This is a genomic window from Vibrio sp. Isolate32 (genome assembly GCF_022397955.1).
Lineage (GTDB): Bacteria > Pseudomonadota > Gammaproteobacteria > Enterobacterales > Vibrionaceae > Vibrio.
Window position 1 is genome coordinate 24,382 of record NZ_JAKEUQ010000029.1, and the last position, 17,329, is coordinate 41,710.

General features: G+C 44.3%; 16 protein-coding genes. 3 read left to right on the forward strand and 13 right to left on the reverse strand.

The annotated features are described in order from the left end of the window. Positions 1–245: 245 nt before the first annotated feature. The 3 genes from L1D11_RS18685 to L1D11_RS18695 all read left to right on the forward strand — a co-directional run bounded on the left by L1D11_RS18685 (position 246) and on the right by L1D11_RS18695 (position 1,704). Complete coding sequence (locus tag L1D11_RS18685; RefSeq protein WP_004737278.1) at positions 246–455, forward strand: cold-shock protein; 210 nt, start codon at positions 246–248, stop codon at positions 453–455. A gap of 117 nt (positions 456–572) precedes the next feature. Then, positions 573–1,112 carry a YaeQ family protein gene (locus tag L1D11_RS18690; RefSeq protein ID WP_239834831.1) on the forward strand — a complete coding sequence of 180 codons (540 nt, stop codon included), beginning with the start codon at positions 573–575 and terminating at the stop codon, positions 1,110–1,112. Next, positions 1,105–1,704 (forward strand): hypothetical protein, encoded by a 600-nt coding sequence (locus tag L1D11_RS18695; protein ID WP_239834832.1) that lies wholly within the window; start codon positions 1,105–1,107, stop codon positions 1,702–1,704. Before L1D11_RS18690 ends, L1D11_RS18695 begins: the two co-directional genes overlap by 8 nt. A gap of 649 nt (positions 1,705–2,353) precedes the next feature. On the opposite strand, the gene L1D11_RS18700 is transcribed toward L1D11_RS18695, so the two are convergent. From L1D11_RS18700 to L1D11_RS18760, 13 genes are all read right to left on the reverse strand, one after another. Next, complete coding sequence (locus L1D11_RS18700) at positions 2,354–2,836, reverse strand: hypothetical protein (RefSeq protein ID WP_239834796.1); 483 nt, start codon at positions 2,834–2,836, stop codon at positions 2,354–2,356. 14 nt (positions 2,837–2,850) lie between these two features. After that, positions 2,851–3,267 carry a hypothetical protein gene (locus L1D11_RS18705; protein WP_239834795.1) on the reverse strand — a complete coding sequence of 139 codons (417 nt, stop codon included), beginning with the start codon at positions 3,265–3,267 and terminating at the stop codon, positions 2,851–2,853. 540 nt (positions 3,268–3,807) lie between these two features. Beyond that, entirely contained in the window at positions 3,808–4,407 is a 600-nt protein-coding gene (locus L1D11_RS18710) for a hypothetical protein (protein WP_239833448.1), read from the reverse strand. A 164-nt stretch (positions 4,408–4,571) separates the two neighbouring features. After that, on the reverse strand, positions 4,572–5,390 hold the full coding sequence (locus tag L1D11_RS18715; protein WP_239862669.1) for an ATP-dependent RecD-like DNA helicase: 819 nt from the start codon (positions 5,388–5,390) through the stop codon (positions 4,572–4,574). After that, the gene (locus L1D11_RS18720) at positions 5,365–6,912 is read right to left on the reverse strand and encodes an AAA family ATPase (protein ID WP_239862671.1); all 1,548 of its coding nucleotides are present in this window, start codon (positions 6,910–6,912) and stop codon (positions 5,365–5,367) included. The genes L1D11_RS18715 and L1D11_RS18720 overlap by 26 nt, the downstream gene beginning before the upstream one ends. Beyond that, positions 6,909–7,346, reverse strand: coding sequence for a VPA1267 family protein (locus L1D11_RS18725; protein ID WP_239834561.1), 438 nt, complete (start codon positions 7,344–7,346; stop codon positions 6,909–6,911). Before L1D11_RS18725 ends, L1D11_RS18720 begins: the two co-directional genes overlap by 4 nt. After that, positions 7,346–8,023: a gamma-mobile-trio protein GmtX gene (gene gmtX / locus L1D11_RS18730; RefSeq protein ID WP_239834560.1), complete on the reverse strand. Its 678-nt coding sequence runs from the start codon at positions 8,021–8,023 to the stop codon at positions 7,346–7,348. The genes L1D11_RS18725 and gmtX overlap by 1 nt, the downstream gene beginning before the upstream one ends. After that, entirely contained in the window at positions 8,023–10,683 is a 2,661-nt protein-coding gene (locus tag L1D11_RS18735; protein ID WP_239862672.1) for an integrase family protein, read from the reverse strand. The genes gmtX and L1D11_RS18735 overlap by 1 nt, the downstream gene beginning before the upstream one ends. Further along, complete coding sequence (gmtY, locus tag L1D11_RS18740; protein WP_239834557.1) at positions 10,683–12,140, reverse strand: gamma-mobile-trio recombinase GmtY; 1,458 nt, start codon at positions 12,138–12,140, stop codon at positions 10,683–10,685. Before gmtY ends, L1D11_RS18735 begins: the two co-directional genes overlap by 1 nt. 163 nt (positions 12,141–12,303) lie before the next feature. Next, entirely contained in the window at positions 12,304–13,506 is a 1,203-nt protein-coding gene (gene fabV / locus L1D11_RS18745; RefSeq protein ID WP_239834556.1) for an enoyl-ACP reductase FabV, read from the reverse strand. A 210-nt stretch (positions 13,507–13,716) separates the two neighbouring features. Further along, positions 13,717–15,999, reverse strand: a complete 2,283-nt coding sequence (locus tag L1D11_RS18750) for an acyl-CoA dehydrogenase (RefSeq protein ID WP_239834555.1) — start codon at positions 15,997–15,999, stop codon at positions 13,717–13,719. A 56-nt stretch (positions 16,000–16,055) separates the two neighbouring features. Next, positions 16,056–16,685, reverse strand: coding sequence for a TetR/AcrR family transcriptional regulator (locus L1D11_RS18755; protein WP_239834554.1), 630 nt, complete (start codon positions 16,683–16,685; stop codon positions 16,056–16,058). Positions 16,686–17,097: 412 nt separating this feature from the next. Continuing rightward, the coding region (locus L1D11_RS18760) for a transposase (protein WP_239862674.1) at positions 17,098–17,329 on the reverse strand (232 nt) is incomplete at its 5' end.

The following is a 17,329-nucleotide window of genomic DNA, read 5'->3' on the forward strand; positions in this document are numbered from 1 at the left end:
CATGATATTTAAGGAATGCAAAGTTTGACTACCCCCAAGTTTCTGCAACCTTTCCCTATGTATTCGATTGACTATCCCCTGATTTGATTTAGACTCGATTCCGGCTAGAAAGAAAGTTCTTTGTATATAAACATTTCGTTGGATTACTAGTAACCCCGTTGTGTTGTACGCAATAGCAATAAACTTTTCCACGCTATCAGTGCCACAATTGGCTCACTATAAAAATTAATTTTAGGGATAACATCATGTCTAACACAGTTACTGGTACAGTAAAATGGTTCAACGAAACTAAAGGCTTCGGTTTCATTCAACAAGAAAACGGTCCAGACGTATTTGCACACTTCTCTGCAATCACTGGCGAAGGTTTCAAAACTCTTGCTGAAGGCCAAAAAGTTGAGTTCGTAGTATCTCAAGGTCAAAAAGGCCCACAAGCTGACAGCATCAAAGTACTTTAATTTAGTATTTTAAAGCTTTCTAAAAATAGCCAGCCTCTGCTGGCTATTTTTTTACCCGCTATTCAGAGATTTAAGGTAAGATTCCCCTTCACTATTTTTACCTAAGACACCGCACCAATGGCTCTTAAACCGACAATCTACAAGTTTCGTATCTCTTTAACTGATATGAACCGCGACTATTACGACTCTTTTAATCTAACGATTGCACAGCACCCTTCTGAAACAGAACAGCGTATGATGGCTCGTATCATGGCATTTTGTATCAATGCTTCACCGGAGCTTCAATTTACTAAAGGGTTGTCGACTATCGAAGAACCTGATTTGTGGCAGAAGTCTTTAGATGACCAGATCCTTGAGTGGATCGATGTGGGCGAACCTGACACAGAACGTGTTAAGAAAGCCACTCGCCTATCAAAGTCTGTTCGTGTGTTCAGCTTCAACACTAAATCAAACGTTTGGTGGGAGCAGAACAAAGGTAAATTCGGTTACCTGAAAGCCCAAATTGTTCGTCTAGACAACGATGGTATTGAGCAATTAGCCGCAATGACTGAGCGTACCATGGACCTTTCAGTTATGCTGACGGGCAACTCTGCGTTCATTAATAGCGACACGCAATCAGCTGAAGTTACGTGGGAAGAGCTACAGAGTAATGACTGAGCTTCCAACCAGTAATCAGCAAAAGCTTGAAGAAAACCAACAAGCTAGAACCAAACTTCACGTTTGCTTGAAAGAGTCAGGTTTAGATTCAGTAACTGCGATTGCGACGGGTTTCGAGAAAGAGCTCTCGTCTTTTATCGACCAAAACCACGCTCTGTTTAAACACGCTTGTGAGAATAAGCCTGATAATTCAGCACGTCAGACACTGCTTGGCCTACTGACCAAAGAACATATCGATGCCAGCTATCGTTTTGAGAACAATAAAGACGCTAGCGAAGCGATGCAAAGTGTGTTCGATAATACGGTAGGCAGTGAGCATAGCGACAAGTTTCAAAACTCTAACTCTCAGCAGTTAAAGTTAGTAACGCATTTATGGTTGTTCATTCAAGGTCGACTAGGTATGGATTACAGCCTAGCTAATGATCACGCGGCAGCGACCGCCAAGCTACTGTCTCGCTTATCAAGAAGCACAGACGATGAAGTCCGTGTTGAGTTCATGGCGAGTTTCTACGATGGCTTGAACATCTATCAAAAAGAGAATAAGCCATCCGGTTTTATTCATAGTTTAAAGCGTTTGTTTAACCTTTCGTAAACACTCCACCAGCTAGAATCAAATTTGCGCTTTGCACTGTGTAGAGCGCATCTCTTTCCAACCATCTTTTCACTATTACCTCTGAGCATAAGATTCTCTATTACGCTCGTGCCTCGCTTTAGGGAATGACAACATACCTAACCCATGCAATTAACTTTACTACAGATACAAAAAAGCCCCGCACATCGGAGTATATAGTAAAAAGTATGTCTATTCGCGTGTGAGTGAGTGACAGCCCTTTAATAGAAATGCTTCTTATGGAACTCATAAGCGTACATACCATGTATAATAGTGTGTACGCTTTTTTGTCCCTGAAGGCTTAGCAAGGAGATGGTCTCACTGCGTGAAACCATCACCCTGCCAAAAGGGTACTTAAGGGACATGATGGTAAAGTAAAATAATAAAGCCACTCCTGACGCTCGCGCAGCTCACTACTCGCTAGGCATTTATGATTTTTCTTGACCATCACATTTCTTGACCATCGCTTGTGACACGTTTCTGGACATAAATGAGTCAGTAACTTTACTAAATTAGAAAACTAAGGATTAGCTTAGGTATAGAAAAGTAACGCCTCACATCACCGGCATCAAATAGAAGCACAAGGACCGGGCGCTTCTATTTGATGTCCGAGTGGATATGATTATTATGTTTAATTGTTCATACCCCTCAACTTAGAAATATATGATTGTGGATGAGTCAGAGAATCATCAATGTTTGGAGTTATCAATGAAATGCTCCTCGCCACTAAATCTGTAAAATGAACACAGTTTTTATTGTACAGATTATAATCAGAAGGATACGCAGAGATTGCAGAAACATTAGTTTTTGAGTAGTCATACATCTGTTTAGTGACAGCTACAGCTACTCCATTGTTAGCTCCATTTAAGCTGCGGATGTTTTCCATTACGACGCCCCCAGGCACCGTGCCAAAAGCTATTTTCGATGAGGGGGCACTTGGATCTGGATACAATCCGTACCCTTCGAAACTCTTCCAAGTATTATTAACTCGATTTCTTGTAGCCCACACTATGAAAGCATGGCCTGGTACATAGTCTCTAGCCACAAACAACATCCAATACCCTTCATTTTGCGGCCACGTGTTATGCCCCCGGTCAATTTTTTTTAGTGGCATTGACTTGCTCCTTGTCAGTTCCGATTGCGAACTAATACGTTTGTCCTACCAGTTAACACTGCATTTTGAAAATCGGATAGCCTTCTTCTTTCAAGAGAAGCCTCCGTAAGTCGTTTTTCTAGTTCCGCAATTCGAATATCTCTATTATTTATTCCACGCACATATGGTAGTAGGTGTGGTGGTATTGAGTCAGGATCAGTACCGGGTGCCAAATAGCCTGTCTCATCAAAATCAAAGTCATCTGGGTCATCTTCTGGCTCTGGTTCTGGATCAATATCGCTTGTATCTGGAACTTCAACCTCAATAACATCATCATCTGGGTCAGCAGCTTCCGCCGCGTCTCTTATAGCTTCACCTAACCTTCGAAAGGCTTCACGAGCATCGTCTGCATCAACACCGGTATCTTGACCATTTACGCGTACAGTTGGCATAGTTGTATTTCCTATATGGATTGATTAAACATAACACCTTTAATAATCTGCTGGTTCGTTTTTAAATACGTGAATGCCAAAACGCATAGGTATTTAATCTATAATGAAATACTTATCAATTTCATGAAAATCCACTGCAAACAAAACAAGCCAACTCACTTTAGTCTTTTGATCTGGCACATTATCTCACTGGCTACCGAAACCATCTTACTGATATCTAAGACGTTTCATTTATTAGCTCTCGATAAACGAGCCAATTACATCGCTAAAAGCACATTTATTTCATGCACTGCAACTTATACAATAGCAAAAGTAGGGTAAATCGTGGGTTGTCGGCATGGGTAAAAATGTGTGGTAACACGAAAAGGGGCAGATCTGAGCTAGCTGGCACTTTTTAGAAAAGCGCCATGAGTAAAACTTCAGGTCTATGAAGCCTCTGGACATAAATGAGTTTGGTGAATCACGAATTTAACGTTTACCAGATTAGCTGGAGTATTGTAACGTCCAAACCTTATGATCAATTGTAGGTGACTTCTACATTTACAATCTAAACTCATCTTGATACCAGACCTCTTCCACCAATATACCTGCTTCTGTCTTTTTCCCTATGAGCGTCACCTCAAACTCGCCTTCAGGCAGGCGGGAATACGTCTGTTTCGAAATGCAATAAACGAAGGTGGCCGTCCTCTCGACCTCAAGCCTAATATTGCAATGGTATCGGCGATTCTCGTCTTTTTTAATCAGCCTTTCCTTTACCTGTACAGGTTGCCCATTGACTATTGTATAGATGGTTGGGAGTGTCTTCGAGAAATACAGATGCAGCATAACCCAGACAAGTAAGGGCGAAAGCAGCAGCGAGCCTTTAGCGAGTATCGGATGTTTATTTTGTTGCTTATAAATCTTCCATAGTCCCTTATCATGCAAATGCATCACGGTCAAAATCAATATCACAGTAGCAAATACTGATACAAATAGCATGTCTTTAGAGTAACTTTGGTCGACCAGAAATTCAGAATCTGTGAATAAACTAAATGAGTCAAGGAACATGTGCACCGTCATAACTAGGAAGAGCCATGTAATGGCGCGTTGCGGCTTGGATACTTCCTTGCTCCACAGCCTAAAACTTTTTGTTGTATCCATAATTATTTACCTCGACCTTGATATTTTTTGAAGCTGCTCTTCAATCTGGGGGCAGGTTTTGCGTTTTTTCCACACATTACTTTTTGTATATTAAAACTAGTAAATTGTCTGAGTCAACAATTTGGGCTGTAACTAATAATGGGGCAAAAACGAGTTTGAAACTGCTAACCCAGCAGCTCTTTCAGATAGCTATTCCGCTTATAAGAGTGACTAGGTGCCTCGGTGATACGCTTCATATCATCGCTACTACCAACGATATGGATTTCACTTTCAGCTCTCGTGATTGCCGTATAGAGCCATGCTTTATCGACTATTCTTCCGTTTTGCAGAGCGATGATGATGCGCGGAAACTGTGACCCTTGAGCTTTATGTAGGGTGATTGCGTAACCCAACTCCATGCAATCGAGTACAGATTGTGTAATCTCGACCTTTTCACCTGTATCTAGTGTCACTTCACCGTAACTATCACCAGAAGGTTTGACGTTGGTTAGTGTGCCAAGTGAGCCGTTCTGAATGCCTTTGTCATAATGGTTCTGCGTGAATAACACGGCATCATTCATGCGAAGTGGCAAAAAGAACTTATCACCATTGATTTCGAACTCAAGGCTAGTGCTATCTGGGTTAACGGCTTGTTGGGTGAGTTTATTGATTTCTGATACGAGTGCCTTGGTTGGAGCCATGACGCGACTGCTTTCAGGACACTGTTGGTAAAGCTCACAACAGACTTTGGCAATGTCTGTTTTACTGGTTTCGTGAAAGCGTATTGCACCTGTACTTAATTGCTCAGGCGTCACACCTTGATTAATGAGCTTTGAGTATTCGGGGATACCCGTTGAACCTTCCTGTCTCTTAACGATGTCTAGCATCGTATTCGCCACCGTTTTTGCTTCAACGATGTCTGCCAACACCTTGCCGCAGCCGATGGGTGGAAGTTGATCGGGGTCGCCAGGGTAAAGCTCACAGCTCACAACAGACTTTGGCAATGTCTGTTTTACTGGTTTCGTGAAAGCGTATTGCACCTGTACTTAATTGCTCAGGCGTCACACCTTGATTAATGAGCTTTGAGTATTCGGGGATACCCGTTGAACCTTCCTGTCTCTTAACGATGTCTAGCATCGTATTCGCCACCGTTTTTGCTTCAACGATGTCTGCCAACACCTTGCCGCAGCCGATGGGTGGAAGTTGATCGGGGTCGCCAGTGAATATCAATCGTACAGAGGGGTGAATGTGATTCACAAGACGATACATGGTTGGCAAGTCAATCATGCTTGCCTCATCAATCACCAGTAGGTGATTGGGTTTATCGACACTGGGTTCAATAGGGTCTTCACGCAGCAATTTGGCAATGGTTGAGGTAACAAAACCGATGGACTCATGAAGTCTCATTGCAGCGCGACCACTGAGCGCCACGGCGTGTATTTCAAATCCAAGTTGATGGTAAGCCCTGAGTGCCGTTCTGAGTACCGTTGTCTTGCCTGTTCCTGCACCGCCCGTAATACAGCTTACCGAATTATCCAGACACGTTGTGACGGCTTCGATTTGTTTASKSGTTARKTCGTAGGGAAGCTCYGCAASCGCAGAGCAATACGCAGCATTGGCGTTTTCATCAAACAAGTCATTTCGTTTAATCAGTGTATTTAGCCGTTTGGCAACGACACTTTCCATCAGGAGTTGCGCGGTGGGATGATAAGTTCCCGTGTCGGGGTTTAAAATGTACTGCGCTTTGTCGTGCCCCGCTTTGAACGCCTGAGCAACTAGTGTTTTGTCTTTCAAAGATTCCAGAGCAGCGCTGAGCCTTCTTGGGTCATCCTTCGCAACATCGCTCTTAAAATCCGTTACCTTGATAATATCTTCAATGGCACTGAACGAAAGACCAAAGCCCATGAGAGCATAAGGATTATCCTTGATAACATCGATGGAGGCTTCACCGTGATGCTTGAGCAGCCGTTGCTGCACACTGGCGGGGATGTTGTGCTCGCTCATCCAGTTGCAATGTGCCAGATTTTTATATTTGGCGTACCCTTTAAAGAGCGCCTCCACTGAATCTTCACTCAGAATCGATGTCAGACGCTTTCTGGACTCTGGGGTGTCATTTCTCAGTGTGGCATGGAAGTCTTTACCCAAGAGTTGCCAGAGCGCCCTAGCTTTGCTTTCGCCAATACCTTTAAAGTCACTTTCTCTGGCGATAAAGCGTATCAGTTGCTCACCTGTTTCGGGTAAAGTGCATTCAATATGCTTGGGTGATTCATAAGTGTGCTGCTGCACCACATAATCACCCATCGCCATATTTTCTATCTGGCGAGCGCCTTTGACTGACCAATGCTGACCCAGCGTTGGAAGCACAGGGATGCTATCGGGGTCGGCTTTGATGGTGACGTAATACTTCCCACTATTGGTTTTGTAAGAGTCCTTCGCCAGCGGTACACCGCTGAATATCACCATCTTGGTCGAGCGATAAGGGATACTGGTTACACGCATTTGGTCTTCATGCAAAGCGGTATTCATCGTGGCATCAACCCCATTTCGGATAAGGTTTCAGATAGCTCACCAAAGCGCTCAAGTCGCTTTTCAAGCTCCTTGACCTTGGCTTTTAATTCAATGTTCTCAGCTTCTAATGACGACACCCGCTTTGAATCGAGAAGCTTTCGATTTGCTGTGTTGTCGTAGGCTTGAGGTTTGCCCTCATTCTTCTTGGCAGCGTCGGTCAACGGTGGCAGTACGCCTTTACCGCGCAGCTCATCTTCTAAGGCTTTGAGTGCTTTCTTGAGGGCAGGATTTTGGTTTAACGCCGATTTGCCGCAACCAATTCCTTTTGCTACTTCGATTCGATTAAGCTGACCTCTGAACACGATTTGTTTAAAGTCGTCGTCGGTCTGTGTGGCTTTCCAGACCTCAAATGCCTCAAGATTTTGTTGCGCTTTCTGCTGCCCACTTGCCATTAGTCATCTACCTCACCCAATAGTTTGCGAAGTCCTGTGACAAAGCCTCTAGGGAATATTTCACAGTTGTATTCCTTGTCTTTTACTTGCCCCGCCTGAGTAGTTTGCCAGTCGTTCTTTTCCATACATTCATCAGAAATGGCATACGCTAAGGCTTTTTTCTCTGATTCGGTGAGTACGCCTGATAGGGATGGCAGCACTTCCACGCTTGGTTCTGCGGTGGTGTCAAACTGGCGCACAGGGCGTTTGTCGATGGTAATATTGGCGTGTTGCTTGAGCAAATTAACCTCTTTGCGGTAACGGTTACGCTCGGCAATGATTTGACCAAACAAGGCGCGTACCGCAGGGTCTGGGATGCGCTCTAACAGTTTATTATCCGCAGGGATGGATTTAGACCGTGAGGTGTTCGATAGCGGTTTTTTGGTACTGGTATTGTACTTTGCCGCCCATGCTTCGATGAGTGTTCGGTAGTGCTTGTTACGGGTAGCACGCAAAGCCTCATACGCCAATCCGCCATTTTCGGCAGAAACTCGCCCAATTTGCGTAATGGAGAAATCGCGCTGACCTGATTCCGCATAGGCTTTCAGCGTGTCGTTGAGCTTATCGAGGTTTTGCTGCGTGCGAGGTACTTTGCCATCTTTTAAGTCCGCCAGAATGACATCAATATCGAGTTCCATTAGTCCTCCAATAAGTTCGGTAGTGCGATGCCATCTAGATTAATGGCTTTATCCGTCAGTGCGTTAATACCCTCGGAAAACAACTTGTTATCGGTCAGGTATTCACCCGCTTCGATGTAGCTCGCCACTTTGCGGAAGCCTTCAAGTTTGTCGTCTGGGTCGGCGATTTTTGCCATTTGGCGCAGCATGGCATTGGCAGCGATGAGCTGCTGTTTGTCGTCCATCTCCATGAAAATCGGCTCAAAGCCCTTTTTCATCAGCACACGGCTGAGCTTGCGTGAGCGCTTTTCTATGGCAGGTGTTTTACGCAGTTCATCCTGCAAGTCGGGATAGAATTCTGCATCGTCACAAAGCAGCGATAGGTGCAGCAACTCAGAGTCGGTTTCAATAAACTTCAAGGCATGACTGACATCTTGCTCAGAGCCAACCGCAATCAGTTTATCTTTGGTGTCGTCCTCATTTCTGGCTTCTTCGACACGAATGATTTTGCTGATAAGCTCAAAACACGCTATCCAGTCTTTTGTGTATTCATCGGCTTCGACTTGCTGTTTTTCATAACGGCGCTGTAGGGCTTGCAGTTCATCGTGTTTGATAAACGGCTTGCCTTGCTCTTCACAAAAGAACTGTTCGTCTTTGAGGGCTTCCAGCTCACCTTCAATTTCCACAGATAGGTTCGCAGCCTGATGTGCTTTGTAGCTCAGTTGGTTGAAGTGGGCATTGAGCGCAGGCAGGTATCGTGCTTCAGTAATAAACCAGCGGCAGCGAATACAGTTTTCAGAACCGTGGGGTACGCTGCCGTAAATGCGATTTGCAGCGGCTTTTGCTTCTCTAATCAACTCACCACCGTTCCAGCAACCACCAAGGGTACTGACTTCATCCGATTTGACGGTGTTACCGCCAACCAAACACAATCCACACGAGCGATCTTCCCAACCGATTGGATTGCGGTTAGCTAATGCCGCCTGAATGCTATCATCGCTATGATAGACCATCTTGCATTGAATTTGCTCCATAGAGGCATCTTTGAGGAAATTACGCACCGACTGCTTGGATTTCACATCCAGTGCGTCATGCGCTTCTTCCATTTTTTCTGCCATCACGGATGGAGTAATTTTGTTGTAGTAGATGGTCATCAACAGACGTGTATGCCCTGCCAATAGCTTAGAAATCACAGGTAGTGGCAATTGAGTATCCATTGTATACGCCGTGATTAGTGAGACTCGCAAACTGTGTAAAGGAAAGAGTGTGGCAACCTTATTTCGTTCTGGCGTACCCTCTGGGTAGTCCACAACCAGATTTAAACGTTCTCCGTTATCCAAGGTATTGCCTTGCTCTGCGAGGTGATTTTCTAACGCCAATAGGAGTTGATACCAGAAAGGCGCTATATTTGCGTCACCTGTAATTGGTTTGTGTCTATCCTCTCCACTTGCAGAGACATCACGAAACAAAAAAGCAGTCTCGCCCATACTTTCTAGCTGTTTGTCCGATTTCTTTGTACCCGTGTGCTTTCTCAGCAGTGTGGTGCAGTCGGTAGATTTTGTTATCGAATTATACTTTTCTTGCCAGTTGCGTAGTTTTTCCAGCCAGTACAGCACTTCTTCGTTCTGCCAAGGGATGATGTAACCCCGCTCCAGTTCATCTTTGTTCTGATCGGCGGTTTTGTTGGTGTTGATGTATAGACCTGTTGAATGCAGTCCAGTCATGGTGTCGTGAATACGGCGGAAGATGCCTTTTCCGAACGGGCGTTTTTCACTGCCAAGTGCAAAATCATGTTTGGTGTTAAGTATCCATTGACCTTGCTCATAGCGCCATGTGTCGGCCTCTCCACTGTCTAGCATACGCACCTGATAGGTACGCAATGGTAGGTGGAGTTTCATAAATATCACCATTGCTTTGACGGGCGACCAGATTTGGTGAAGGGTTACTTTATTGCCATTGCGAGTTACATCTTTGGTGCGCCACACGCAGTCAGGGTCGGTTTTATCAATCAGTTTAGGTTCGACTTCAAACCAGTCACCACCAGTGCTGTTTACGCTTTGCCCTGTTTGCTGCTGCGCCCATGTCCAGTCCTTGAAATGTCGATAGTGATAAGCTGGAAGTAGTTGCTCATCTTCCTTGAGATTTTGTTCAATGACTGTGAGTCCAGTTTTGTCAGGCAACGGAGAAAGGATTTGGCGCAAGTCCTGAATGTAACGATACGGCAACGGATTACGCACGGTCTCAGTAGTCAAATTTTTACGCTTGATTTTACTCAGTGGGTTTTCAAATGCAGGCACTAAATCGCCATTATCATCCTCGACAGAACAATGATGTTGAATAACGTAATCAATGAAATCACAAGTAAAGTTCACCAAATTTTGAATGTAGTTAGAGTCATTTACCGTTTTTCTTATTAGCACTTCTAGCTCTTCGCTAGAGCATCGATGCCCGCAGTAACCCTTAAAAAACAAATCTATATTACCGATTGCGTAAGGCGCACATTCAGTAAGATAAGATTCAAAAAAACGCGTCAAAGATTTTTGTTTTTCAGAAATGTTAGCGGTTTGTGTCGTCATCCATTCAGCAGCCAGTTCCTGCCATTGCTGCCACTCCGCACCAAGTGTGGTCAACATCCATGAGAAGGTTAAATCCGATGAACGTCCGTCATTTTTTCTCGCCATTATTTGCCTCTCAATTTTGGATGTTTGCCCGTGAAGTACCCTTGTGGGTCGATGTCATCAAAACCATGTTCAACCAGAGCTTTCCAGTCGAGTGCTTTGACTTTGGATTCGGGGTTTGCCAGTTGCAGTGTGGCTTGGGTCAGTTCGTCAGAGAGTTCCTGCTGACCTTTTCCTGTGTAGGGGATTTGTGAGTCTAGGGACTTATGGTGCATACAACGTTGAATCAAGAAGGGGGATAGTCCTGCGCGTTCTAATCGTCTGCCGTAATTATGTCGATGCCCGTGAGGATCTTTGCCTTCTGCCTTGTTTGGCTCTAAACCTATGCGCTTCAAGCCGTTGGCGTAGTTATCATGAAAAGCGTTGATGGTGTAAGGATTGCCTAACGCGCTGTGATGAAAAGAAATGAACGCATAAGGATGGTGACAGTCGATGCTGGCGCGATACTTTTGATAGTTTTTCCAAAGAGCCATAAATGTCTTGCCGTAGTCGGTTGGAAACCACCAGACTCGGATGTAGTTATCTTTATGGTCAACAACGCGACATTTCCAGCCGAGATGTGCTGTGCCTTTCATTCGTTGTCGAGGGATACGCGCATACTTTTCTTTCAAGTACGTTTCTCTATTCTGATTTTTAGAACGAACTTCAGGGTCACTTGGAGCTTTGCCATCGACTTCATTGTAAATTCGAACGATTGCACTATCTGGCTCATAGGGGTCTTCAAACACATCTGTCACCCAAAGGGTTAAAGCCTCGCTTTCGCGTAATCCGCCACCGTGCATGAGCAGGAGTATTAATTTATCCCTGAGTGCCACTCGTGGGTCGCTTGCGCCACCAATGCCGTTCATATAAAAATCTTCCCAATGCTTTTCAGGAAAGGCGATGGCGTCATCTTCGGTTTTGGTGAGTGGTGTGCGCCCCTTAATAGTTCGCGCCTTACGGATGGTTTTATTGACGGTCTTATCTTCGATATGACCAAGGAAATCGTTTTGGTTTTTGCGATACCATGCAGCGTAATTCAATCGCTGCTCATGCGGGGTAGCATTACGCAAGGGATTCATGGACGCAGTGCCGTGCTTGTTTGCCAACCAATCTGTAAATGCCGTCAATCGATGAATATGCTTATTCACGTTACTGGTTGAACTTGGCACCCAATACAAACCTGATGGGTCAAGTCCATCCTCACCAATCGTTCCTGTATACAATCGCTTAGAAAAGGTCTGAAAGAGCAACTTCGGATCGTCAAACAATCCTCTATTTGCTTCCATATAATCCAGCAACAAGGACACTGCTTGAATAAACCCATTCATGACGGAGTTACTCACACCGTCTGCCTCTAGCTTGAGTAGGTAGTCTGTGACCGTACTTAACTCTCCTTGCTCAGTTAGCAAGATAGGCAGTTGGCTTTTGATGCCCGTATTGTCCTCTACAATCGTTGCTCTAACTTTTACTGATGACAAACTAACCTTCCGTGTACATGTTAAACACATAATACACTATAGTCCTATGTTGCGTGTCGAGCAAGAAAAAGGCAGATTTCTCTGCCTTAATACACATTATACATAGTTTAAGGTACTATATATATTCATGAGCGCCTATTTCGTTTAGATTCGATAAATTGAATTAGATATCAGCTACATCAAATTCAACAACTGGGTTAACGTCAGCTTCGTAATCAACACCTTCAACACCGAAACCGAATAGCTTCAAGAACTCTTCTTTGTACTCTACGTAGTCAGTCAGTTCTTTTAGGTTCTCAGTTGTGATTTGAGGCCATAGGTTACGACAGTGGTCTTGGATGTCTTCGCGAAGCTCAAGATCATCTAGACGTAGACGGTTCACTTCATCTACTTCTGGAGCGCTGCTGTCTTCTTTGTATAGGCGTTGGCTGAACATACGGAAGATCTGTTCCATACAACCTTCGTGAATACCTTCTTCACGCATCTTCTTGAACACCATAGCGATGTAAAGAGGCATAACAGGGATTGCAGAGCTTGCTTGAGTCACAACAGACTTAAGAACAGCAACGTTTGCAGTACCGCCAGTTTGGCCTAGTTTCTCATTCAGCGCTGATGCTGCACGGTCTAGATCCATCTTAGCTTTACCTAGCGCGCCATCCCAGTAGATTGGCCACGTTAGCTCAGTACCGATGTAGCTGTAAGCAACAGTTTTACAACCGTCAGCTAGAACACCCGCTTCAGAAAGAGCGTTGATCCAAAGTTCCCAATCTTCACCGCCCATTACTGTCACAGTGTCTTTGATTTCTTCTTCAGATGCAGGCTCAACACTTGCTTCGATGATAGTGTCTTTGTTGGTATCAACAGCTGTTGATGTGTACGTTTCGCCGATAGGTTTTAGAGCTGAACGAATCACTTCGCCAGTCTCTGGCATTTTACGCACTGGAGATGCCAGTGAATACACAACCATATCGATTTGACCTAGATCTTCTTTGATCAGATCAATTGTTTTCTGTTTCGCTTCGTTAGAGAAAGCATCGCCGTTCAGGCTTTTTGAATACAGGCCTTCTTCTTTAGCTAGCTTGTCGAACGCTGCTGAGTTGTAGAAACCAGCTGTGCCCGGCTTTTTCTCAGTACCGGCTTTCTCGAAGAAAACACCGATAGTTGAAGCGCCGCCACCAAATGCAGCCGCAATACGTGAAGACAAGCCGTAGCCACTTGAAGAGCCAACAACTAGTACACGTTTAGGTGCGTTTGCGATTGGGCCTTGAGCTTTTGTGTAAGCAATTTGTTCTTTTACATTAGCTTCACAACCGACTGGATGTGTTGTAGTACAGATGAATCCGCGAATTCGAGGTTTGATGATCATATTCAACTTCCTTAAAAAATCAGGTTAAGGATAAAAGTTTCGTACGCAAATGGCATCTAATTTCTGTAAAAATGTGGTGAAAATGCAAGTGGTTGGAGCACTCAACGAATATTTGCTGACTCAGTCACCATTTGTTAACGCGTCTATTGCGACTTCTACGACAAAAACAAAAAAAGGCACCTTATTAGGTGCCTTTTGTCATTTCTTTATCTAAGCAACGCTATTTAGCTTAGGTTTTAACTCTTTTCGCGTCAAAGTTTCACTAAAGTCATGACTGAAGTGGTCAACTTGAATCGCTGCGTAGCGTAGTTTGTCTGCTGCAATGATTTGGTCAACTTCATCTTGAGTAAGAACATCTGCCGCCAGTGCTTGAGCAAGTTTATCTTGCAGTAAGCCTTTACGAGCTACTTTGCCCTCTTTCACCGCTTTGAAGATCTTACGCTCAAGAGGCTTAATGCTGTACATCGCATTGAACGCGTTCTCCATTAGGCCAACGCTATCCTCTTCTTCTTTACCGATGTAGCAAAGGTGAGTCAGACGTTCACGGTGTGCACCCGGAGTCATCAAGCTTTCCGCCAGTTGTACCGTTAGGTTGTCACTTGGTTTTTCAAAGTGGTTACCTACAGGGAACACTAGACCTTTAAGTACTTTACCAACCATCTTGTTCGGGAAATTTCTGTACGCTTCTTGTAGCGATTTAGCCGCGTTATGGAAACAGTGTTGAACCGCGTAATGCACGTAGTCTAGGTCAGCTTGTTGACGACCTTCGTCTTCATACTTCTTAAGCGCTGCAGACGCCATGTATAGGTAACTTAGACCATCACCTAAACGTGCCGAGATAAGCTCTTTACGTTTAAGTTCGCCACCTAGTGTAAGCATTGCGAAATCCGCACTTACTGCGAGCGCACGACTCAAGCGAGTCAGGTCTTGGTAGTACGGCTTTGTTGGACCGCTCATATCGGCTTTAATGAACTTAGAGCCAGTCAGTGCTGCGCCAAACGCGCCGAACGTGTTCTTAGTCGCGTGACCAATATGCTTGAACAACAAATTATCGAAGTCCTTCGCACCTTGCTTCTCGTCTGGGTTAGCTGCCGCTTCCATCTCGCTCAATACGTATGGATGACAACGTGTCGCACCTTGACCAAAAATCATCAGGTTACGAGTCAGGATGTTTGCACCTTCTACTGTGATTGCCACCGGAATACCTAGGTAAGGTGCAGCCAAGTAGTTCATTGGGCCATCTTGAATTGCACGGCCAGAGTGAATATCCATTGAATCATTCAGAATTGTACGTGCCATTTCTGTCATGTGGTATTTAGCGATAGCCGTTACGATGCCAGGTTTCTCTTTCATATCAAGCGATGTCGTCGTCAGAGTTCGTGTTGCTTCTAGTAGATACGTTAAACCACCGATACGACCTAGACTCTCTGCAACGCCCTCAAATTTACCAATCGACATACCAAATTGCTTACGAACGTATGCGTATGCACCTGTTGTTCTCGCAGTTAGGTGTCCCATTGCTGTACCCAGTGCTGGTAATGAAATACCACGACCTGCAGATAGACATTCCACCAGCATACGCCAGCCTTTACCTGCGTAATCTGCGCCACCGATTAGCCATTCCATAGGGATAAACACATCGTGACCGCGTGTTGGACCATTCATGAATGCAAGACCAAGTGGGTCATGACGCTCACCAATCACAACACCTTCGTGATCAGCAGGGATAAGCGCACAAGTGATACCAATGTCTTCTTTATCACCAAGTAGTTTTTCTGGATCATGCAGTTTGAAAGCTAGACCAAGCACCGTTGCCACTGGTGCTAACGTAATGTAGCGTTTGTTCCAATTAAGCTTGATACCCAGTGTTTCTTTACCTTCGTGCATTCCCATACACACAGTACCGACATCAGGAATACCACCGGCATCAGAGCCAGCCTCTGGGCCAGTTAGTGCGAAACATGGGATATCTGTACCGTCAGCAAGACGTGGCAGCCAGTAATCTTTCTGTTCTTGAGTACCATAGTGAGATAGAAGCTCACCTGGACCCAGTGAGTTAGGAACCATTACAGAAACCGCGGCACTGATACTACGAGTTGCGATCTTAGTAACAATCGTTGAGTTAGCGTGTGCTGAAAATTCGCTACCGCCGTACTCTTTAGAAATGATCAACGAAAAGAAGCGCTCTTTACGTAAGAAGTTCCAAACTTCCTTTGGAAGATCTCGATCTTCTTTCACAATCTGATGGTCATCAAGCATAGAAAGCAAGGTTTCTAGCTCATTCTCGATAAAAGACTGCTCTTCTGACGAAAGTTGAGGTTTTGGGTATTGGTGCAGCTTAGTGAAATCTGGTTTACCAGAGAACAGCTCTCCGTCCCACCACACGCTACCCGCTTCCATCGCTTCTTTCTCAGTGCTAGATAGTGGTGGTAGTACTTTTTTAAAGAGTTTAAAAGCTGGGTCACTTACCCATTTTTGTCTTAGAGAGCTCATAGTTCAGATCCTTTTGTTCACTATATTGGTTGTGAATTTATTCGCTTTTTATTGTTTTATTCTTCTGCTGACATGCCAGCGGCCAAGTATGGAATTAAAATATCGACCACTGCTTTGGCATCTATTTTCTTCCCGTAATCATTCTCTGCAATTTCTACGAGAGCCTGACTGGAAGCCATGGTGAATACACAAGTCCCGAGGGTGAAGTGCAAACGCCAAAATAACTGTTCTTGAGTGAGGTTCGGGTTAGCTTTCATTACTGAGCTGGTAAACAAAGTCAGTACTTCGCTATAACGAGTCGTAATGAACCAACGTAAATGCCCCTGTACGTCCGTATATCCTCTGCCGATAAGTAACATGAATCGGCTAGTACCATTAGGCCTCACATCATTCAGTGCTCGTAGTGGCTGTCTTAAAGACTCAAACACGTCACTCATAGAATACGTTTCGTTCAAGTTTAAGTTCACTAGTGCATCTTGCAATGCAGGCATAAATGCTTCCAAGTAGCGATTGAGTACTGCACGAACCAGAGTTTTCTTATCGCCAAAGTGGTAGTTCACTGATGCTAGATTGACATTCGCTTTGCCCGTAATAGTACGTAAAGAGGTGTCATTAAAACCATGCTCAGCAAACAAGCCTTCAGCTACGTCTAAGATTTTATCTTTGGTTGTACTTCTTGGTGCCATTTCAATCACTCGTATTAAACAACTGTTTGAAATATACGACGAGAACATTTATTTAACAAGCAAGCAACATCACACTTTCACAAATTGGTCGTACCAGTATGAAAATATCGTCACTAACCAATTGAATCGAGGGAGGTTTAAGAAAAAAGAAAAATTTAATGAATTTTCTGGGAACTGAATCCGAAATGGAGAGTCATAAATTAAGTAGAAAACAGAGTATTTAGAAGTTTAACAGGACGCCAAACTTGTTTTTCTCTCTGCTTTCTTAATTACTGCATTTTCCTTATTAACTCCCATACTTGTATCCGCCCAAACCACATTGGTTTGGGCTTTTTTAGTTCCCGCTAACCCACGATGAACCTTTTTACCATAATTCAAGTAATTTTTAGGTTAACACTAGACTAAAAAAGGTTCATCGCGGCTTTCCGGGGAAAGCCGCTTTTATCTTCAAGAAGAAGTAGTCTGTATCTCGATACCCATATCCCATTCGCTTGATTAGTTTTATCTTGTTGTTTATCCCTTCCAATGTGCAGGTGTTAAGCGGATAACTTGCCGATGCGATAATGCCGTGAAGATAAGGACTCAGTTTTCGTGCGAACTCTTGCAATGGCTTAATTCCACTCTCCTGTACTTGTGCCCACCAC

Excerpts from the sequence above, each read along its gene's own strand:
- L1D11_RS18755 (WP_239834554.1), bottom strand. The coding sequence starts at position 16,685 with ATGGCACCAAGAAGTACAACCAAAGATAAAATCTTAGACGTAGCTGAA.
- gmtX (WP_239834560.1), bottom strand. The coding sequence starts at position 8,023 with ATGGAACTCGATATTGATGTCATTCTGGCGGACTTAAAAGATGGCAAA.
- L1D11_RS18735 (WP_239862672.1), bottom strand. The coding sequence starts at position 10,683 with ATGGCGAGAAAAAATGACGGACGTTCATCGGATTTAACCTTCTCATGG.
- L1D11_RS18695 (WP_239834832.1), top strand. The coding sequence starts at position 1,105 with ATGACTGAGCTTCCAACCAGTAATCAGCAAAAGCTTGAAGAAAACCAA.
- L1D11_RS18705 (WP_239834795.1), bottom strand. The coding sequence starts at position 3,267 with ATGCCAACTGTACGCGTAAATGGTCAAGATACCGGTGTTGATGCAGAC.
- L1D11_RS18725 (WP_239834561.1), bottom strand. The coding sequence starts at position 7,346 with ATGGCAAGTGGGCAGCAGAAAGCGCAACAAAATCTTGAGGCATTTGAG.
- fabV (WP_239834556.1), bottom strand. The coding sequence starts at position 13,506 with ATGATCATCAAACCTCGAATTCGCGGATTCATCTGTACTACAACACAT.
- L1D11_RS18710 (WP_239833448.1), bottom strand. The coding sequence starts at position 4,407 with ATGGATACAACAAAAAGTTTTAGGCTGTGGAGCAAGGAAGTATCCAAG.
- L1D11_RS18700 (WP_239834796.1), bottom strand. The coding sequence starts at position 2,836 with ATGCCACTAAAAAAAATTGACCGGGGGCATAACACGTGGCCGCAAAAT.
- L1D11_RS18685 (WP_004737278.1), top strand. The coding sequence starts at position 246 with ATGTCTAACACAGTTACTGGTACAGTAAAATGGTTCAACGAAACTAAA.
- L1D11_RS18750 (WP_239834555.1), bottom strand. The coding sequence starts at position 15,999 with ATGAGCTCTCTAAGACAAAAATGGGTAAGTGACCCAGCTTTTAAACTC.
- L1D11_RS18690 (WP_239834831.1), top strand. The coding sequence starts at position 573 with ATGGCTCTTAAACCGACAATCTACAAGTTTCGTATCTCTTTAACTGAT.